The 5,395-nt window shown below is 75.3% G+C and carries 5 protein-coding genes and 1 pseudogene; 5 read left to right on the plus strand and 1 reads right to left on the minus strand.

Going from position 1 to position 5,395, the window contains the following annotated elements; translation table 11 throughout:
- The 4 genes and pseudogenes from ACIQCH_RS38290 to ACIQCH_RS38305 form a co-directional block, all read left to right on the plus strand.
- Positions 1-170 (plus strand): annotated as a pseudogene (locus ACIQCH_RS38290) (ABC transporter ATP-binding protein); the annotation flags it as partial.
- Positions 157-1,083: an ABC transporter permease gene (locus ACIQCH_RS38295; RefSeq protein WP_402588979.1), complete on the plus strand. Its 927-nt coding sequence runs from the start codon at positions 157-159 to the stop codon at positions 1,081-1,083. The pseudogene ACIQCH_RS38290 and the gene ACIQCH_RS38295, both read left to right, overlap by 14 nt.
- Before the next feature lie 16 nt (positions 1,084-1,099).
- Positions 1,100-1,906: a sirohydrochlorin chelatase gene (locus ACIQCH_RS38300; RefSeq protein ID WP_402588987.1), complete on the plus strand. Its 807-nt coding sequence runs from the start codon at positions 1,100-1,102 to the stop codon at positions 1,904-1,906.
- Positions 1,907-1,946: 40 nt separating this feature from the next.
- The gene (locus tag ACIQCH_RS38305) at positions 1,947-3,293 is read left to right on the plus strand and encodes a hypothetical protein (RefSeq protein WP_402588981.1); all 1,347 of its coding nucleotides are present in this window, start codon (positions 1,947-1,949) and stop codon (positions 3,291-3,293) included.
- 37 nt (positions 3,294-3,330) lie between these two features.
- Here the strand turns inward: ACIQCH_RS38305 and ACIQCH_RS38310 are convergent, their stop codons facing one another.
- Positions 3,331-4,335, minus strand: a complete 1,005-nt coding sequence (locus tag ACIQCH_RS38310) for a ketopantoate reductase family protein (protein WP_402588983.1) — start codon at positions 4,333-4,335, stop codon at positions 3,331-3,333.
- Between the two features lie 44 nt (positions 4,336-4,379).
- Here ACIQCH_RS38310 and ACIQCH_RS38315 point away from each other — a divergent pair, with 44 nt between their 5' ends.
- Complete coding sequence (locus ACIQCH_RS38315; protein WP_402588985.1) at positions 4,380-5,225, plus strand: aldo/keto reductase; 846 nt, start codon at positions 4,380-4,382, stop codon at positions 5,223-5,225.
- The last annotated feature ends 170 nt before the right edge of the window (positions 5,226-5,395 follow it).

Consider the following 5,395-nt stretch of genomic DNA (forward strand, 5'->3'; position numbering starts at 1 on the left):
GCCTCGCCCAACGCGTCGTACTGCTCTCCTCACGACCCGGCCGCATCGCCAAGGAATGGACCGTGGACATCCCGCAGCCACGCCGCATCGAGGACGCCGCCGTCGCGGAACTGTCCCTCGAGATCACCGAACACCTGCGTGGGGAGATCCGCCGCCATGGCCAGCACTGACACCACCGAGACCGTCTCGGACGCGGCCGTCCCCGCCTCCGGCACGCCGCCCCGCCGGGGCGACGACCTGGGCGGCCTGGGCGCGGGCCTGGACGCCCTCGACGCCGTCGAGGTCGGGCGCACCCCGGTCCGGGAGGTCCTGACCAAGAAGGTCCTGCCGCCGTTCGTCGCCGTCCTGCTCGTCCTGGGCGTCTGGCAGGCGCTGGTCTCCCTGAAGGTGACCGACGAGACCAAGCTCCCCGCTCCGTCCGCGGTGTGGGACAGCCTGTCCGAGCTGTGGCTGCAGGGCACCCTGTTCGAGGTCATCTGGACCTCGGTCTCCCGCGGCCTGTTCGGCTTCCTGTTCGCCCTGGCGATCGGTACGCCGCTGGGCCTGCTGGTCTCCCGCGTCAAGGCCGTCCGGGCCGCGATCGGCCCGATCCTGTCCGGCCTGCAGTCGCTGCCCTCGGTGGCCTGGGTCCCGCCGGCCGTCCTCTGGTTCGGCCTCGACGACGCCATGATGTACACCGTCATCCTGCTGGGCGCCGTCCCGTCCATCGCCAACGGCCTGGTCTCCGGCGTCGACCAGATCCCGCCGCTCTACCTGCGGGCCGGCCGCACCCTGGGCGCCACCGGTGTCAGGGGCGCCTGGCACGTGGTCATGCCGGCCGCGCTGCCGGGCTACCTCGCGGGCCTGAAGCAGGGCTGGGCCTTCTCGTGGCGCTCCCTCATGGCCGCCGAGATCATCGCCAGCTCCCCCGACCTCGGCCTGGGCCTGGGCCAGCTGCTCGAGAACGGCCGCAACAACATCGACCTCCCCGGCGTGTTCCTGGCGATCTTCCTGATCCTCGTCGTCGGCATCGCGATCGACCTGCTGATCTTCAGCCCCCTCGAGCGGTACGTGCTGCGCAGCCGCGGCCTGCTGGTGAAGTGACCGCGCCGTGTACGACCTGACCGCCCCCGCCCCGGCCCGCCGCCGCGGCCCGCGCCCGGCCCCGGCCGCGGGCCCCGCCCTGCTGGTCATCGCCCACGGCAGCCGCGACCCGCGGCACGCCGCGACCGTGCACGCCCTCACCCGTACGGTGGCGGCGCTGCGGCCGGGGCTGCGGGTGGAGACGGCGTACCTGGACTTCAACGCGCCGTCCGTGCCGAACGCGCTGGCGGCCCTGCACGCGTCCGGCGTGCGGGAGGTCGTCGCCCTCCCGCTGCTCCTGACCCGCGCCTTCCACGCGAAGGCCGACATCCCCGCGGCCCTGGCCGAGGCCACGTCCCGACTGCCGGGACTCGACGTCCGCGTGGCGGACGTACTGGGCCCGTCCCCGCTCCTGACGGCCGCGCTCGAGCGCCGGCTGCGGGAGGCCGGGCTCACCCCGGCGGACCGCGCGACGACCGGCGTCGTCCTCGCGTCCGCCGGTTCCACCGACCCGGAGGCGATCGCAGTGATCGCAGAAATCGCGCGGGAGTGGCGGCTCACCGGTTGGTGTGCCGTGCGGCCTGCGTTCGCCTCCGCCTCGCTTCCCCGTACGGAGGACGCCGTACGGGCCCTGCGCGCCGAGGGCGTGCGCCGCGTGGCCGTGGCCCCGTACGTGCTCGCCCCCGGCCGCCTCCCGGACCGCATCGCGGCCGGGGCCGAGGCGGCGGGCGCCGACGTCCTCGCCGACGTGCTCGGCCCCGCCCCCGAGGTCGCCCGGCTCCTCCTCACCCGCTACGACGCCGCCCGCGCGGCGGGTCTCGCACCCCCGGCCCTGACGGCCTGAGCGGGGCCCGCTGTCAGCCCTCCGGGGCATCATGGCGATCATGGTTGCGAACCCGTCCCCGCCCCGGACCCTGCCCCTGACGCTGCCCGCCGCCGTGGTGGCCGAGCACCGCGTCGACCTCACCGCCAAGCCCTCCGAGGGATGGGGCTTCAGGACGCACGACGTCGTCACGAACACGGCCGGCGAGACGTACGCCCTGTGCGCGGCGGGCCGCTACCGCCCGGAGGCGGTCGCCTCCCGCGACCCCTTCCGGCTCAACTTCACGTACCACCTGATCACCCGCTACGACCCCGACGGGACGCCCACCGCGACGGCCCTGCTCGGCGGGCCCACGCCCGGCAACGTCCCGACGGGGCTCACCCGGGGATCCGACTTCGGTCTCGCCGTCCTCCCCGACGGCACGGTGGCGGTCAGCTCCGCACCGGGGAACACCCACCTCTTCACGCCCGATCTGAGCCGGCTCGTGGAGTCCTGGAGCACGCCGTGGGGGTGGCAGGACGGGGAGTCGAAGGAGCGGACCGGCGATCCGTACGCACTGTCGATCGACGTCACGCCCTCCGGCCGGCTCCTGTGCGCGACCGCCGAGTACGGGGTGAAGAACTGGGCCGGGCAGGTCGCCAACCTCGTCGCGCTCTCCGAGCCCGGCAGCGCGCTCGGCCCCGGCTCCAAGGCCACCCTGCGCGCCCTCGCGACCCACGACGCGCGCACCGACCGGCAGACCGCGGCCGACCGGTACCCGCACGTCGTCTTCGACGGCGCCCCCGTCGGCGGCGCGAACCGGCCCTCCCCCTCGCTGACCGAGATGCTCTCGACCGACGACCGCGCCCGCCTCGACTACGCGGACTGCTTCCTGGGCCGCCCCGCGGCCATGGGGGACGACCTGTTCGTCGTGCCCGTCTTCGGCCGGACCTACCGGTCGGGCAGCAGGGGGCAGGTGTTCTCCTTCCTGCTGCTCGACGGGCGGGGTGTGCGGCGCGGCGAGCTGGAGGGCATGCACCGCTACGAGGACAGCCCGTTCACCGGTGCCCGCTACACGGTGGTGGGCGACCCGTACCGCGCCCGCGCGTTCCACCTCAACCGCTACGGCCTGTACGCGTGGGACGCCGAGGGGCGGATGCGGGCCCGGATCCCGCTCGGGGACGCGCCGTTCAAGGCCCTGACCCACTTCTCCCTGATGGGCTGCACGCCCGCCGGGGAGCTGCTGCTCGTCCACGGCAAGCAGCACCTGCTGCTCCATGTGCCCGTGCCGGAGGACCTCGACGACCTCGCGGACGCGGTCCGCGCCGCCCTGAAGGCCTACGGCCCCGGGCGCAGCGCCCTGAAGCGGCGCTACGCCCCCGTGGCCTGGCACTGGCAGACGGACGGCGCCCCCGTGCACCGCTTCTGAGCCGCGGACCGGCGGAACGGCGGGGCGCCCGCCCTGGCTAGGGCCTGGCCGCGGCCTCGTCCGCCAGCGCGGTGAGGTCCTCGACGGACATCGAGCCCGGCGGGAGGGACTCGTGGGCGAAGATGTTCGCCGCGTGCCGCAGCGTGTCGTTGACCGGCGTCGGGACGCCGTGCAGGCGGCCCAGGAGGGAGATCTCCCCGTTGAGGTAGTCCGCCTCGACCGACCCGGTGCCCCGACGCAGGCTCTGCCACGAGGACCCGCCCCGTACCCCGGGCGGTGGCACGATGCGGGTCTCGCGCGCCGCGGCGACCCGCTCCGCCTCGTCCACCGTGACGATGCCGGCGGCCGCGAACGCCGCCCGCGCCTCGGCCACGGCCCGGGCGACCAGCAGCGCCTTGGCCGGGTGCGGCTCCGGTCCGGTGGTGGCCTGCACCGCGTTGGCGAGGTTATGGAGCAGCTTGTCGTACTTCCAGGCCATCACGTCCTCGACGACCGGCGCCTCGAAGCCCGCCTCGCCCAGCTCTTCGGCGATGCGTCGCACCACCCGGTCGGTCCCGCGCGGGTACCGCCCGAGGTGCACCATCCCCGTCAGCGGCGCGCACAGCGCCGAGACCGCGCCCGGCTCCAGGAACGTCGAGGGCAGCCACACGCAGGCCCCGTACACCCGGTCGAAGCGGCGCAGCGCCAGCCGCTCGCTCTCCACGCCGTTCTGGGCGCAGACCACCGGCAGCCGCTGGGCCGCCGTACCGCCCCCGGCGACCTCGGCCGCGCCCCAGGCGTCAAGAGCGGCCGCGGCGTGCTGCGTCTTGACGGTCAGCAGCAGGACGTCGTCCGGGCGCAACTCGCCCAGCTCTCCGGGGGCTTCCACGACCGGCAGCCGGTGCACCCGGGTGCCGTCGGCGGTGGTCAGGCGCAGTCCGTCGGCCTTGAGGGCCGCGGCGTGCGCCCCGCGGGCGACGAGCACGACGTCGCCGCCGCTCTCCGCGAGCCGTCCGCCGAGGGTGGCGCCGATCGCGCCCGCTCCGATGATGATGTAGCGCATGTGCCGAGCCTGGCACACCGTGGCCGGTGAGCTACCGTCGGGTCATGGTGGATGCGACGTACGTCATCGGCGGCGATCTTCCGGTACGCCGTCTGGGCTTCGGCACGGGCGGCCTGGTGGGGCCCGGCTACTGGGGCCCTCGGGGTGGGCGCGCCGAGGCGCTCGCCCTGCTGCACGCGGCGGTCGAGCGCGGCGTGACGCTGATCGACACGGCCGACAACTACGGGCCCGACCTGGCCGAGGAGCTGGTGGCCGAGGCCCTGCACCCGTACGGCGGCGACCTGGTGGTCGCCACCAAGGGCGGCGTGGTGCGCACCGGCCCGGACCGGTGGCACACGGCCGGGCGGCCCGAGCAGCTGCGCGCGGCGTGCGAGGCGAGCCTGCGGCGGCTGCGGACGGACCGGATCGGCCTGTACCAGCTGCACCGGTTCGACCCGGCCGTGCCCATGGCCGAGCAGCTGGGCGCGCTGCTCGAGTTGCGGCAGGAGGGCAAGATCTGGCACGTCGGCCTGGACACCGTCACCTCGGCGGAGCTGGAGGAGGCGCTGAAGTACGCCCCGATCTCGGCCGTGCAGAACCGCTACCACCTGCTCGACCGGACCTCGGAGGCCGTGCTCGAGATGTGCGGGGAGCGCGGGATCGCGTTCCTGCCCTGGGCCCCGCTGGGCCAGGGCGCGCTGGCGCACCAGGGCGCGGCGGCGCTGGCGACCGTGGCCGCCGAGCACGGGGCGAGCACCGGGCAGGTGGCCCTGGCCTGGCTGCTGCACCGCTCGCCGGTGCTGTGCCCGACCCCGGGCACGGGGTCCCTGGCCCACCTGGCGGAGAACCTGGACGCGGCGACGGTACGGCTCTCCCCGCGCGAGTGCGCCCTGTTGGACACCCTGGCCTGACCGCGGCACCGACCGCACTGCGCCTCCGGGCGGGCGCCCAACCCAGGTGACCGTCCCACGGGAGTGCCGTCCCGTGGTGTGTGGGGGAGGCGCTTGACAGGGGTGGCAGGCTGGACCGGAGGCAGGCCCGGGCCGAGGGGGGCCGCAGGCCCGGCCGAAGGCCCAAAGCC

The organism is Streptomyces sp. NPDC093225, assembly GCF_044753805.1.
Classification (GTDB): Bacteria; Actinomycetota; Actinomycetes; order Streptomycetales; family Streptomycetaceae; genus Streptomyces.

Excerpts from the sequence above, each read along its gene's own strand:
- ACIQCH_RS38295 (WP_402588979.1), top strand. The coding sequence starts at position 157 with ATGGCCAGCACTGACACCACCGAGACCGTCTCGGACGCGGCCGTCCCC.
- ACIQCH_RS38305 (WP_402588981.1), top strand. The coding sequence starts at position 1,947 with ATGGTTGCGAACCCGTCCCCGCCCCGGACCCTGCCCCTGACGCTGCCC.
- ACIQCH_RS38310 (WP_402588983.1), bottom strand. The coding sequence starts at position 4,335 with ATGCGCTACATCATCATCGGAGCGGGCGCGATCGGCGCCACCCTCGGC.
- ACIQCH_RS38315 (WP_402588985.1), top strand. The coding sequence starts at position 4,380 with ATGGTGGATGCGACGTACGTCATCGGCGGCGATCTTCCGGTACGCCGT.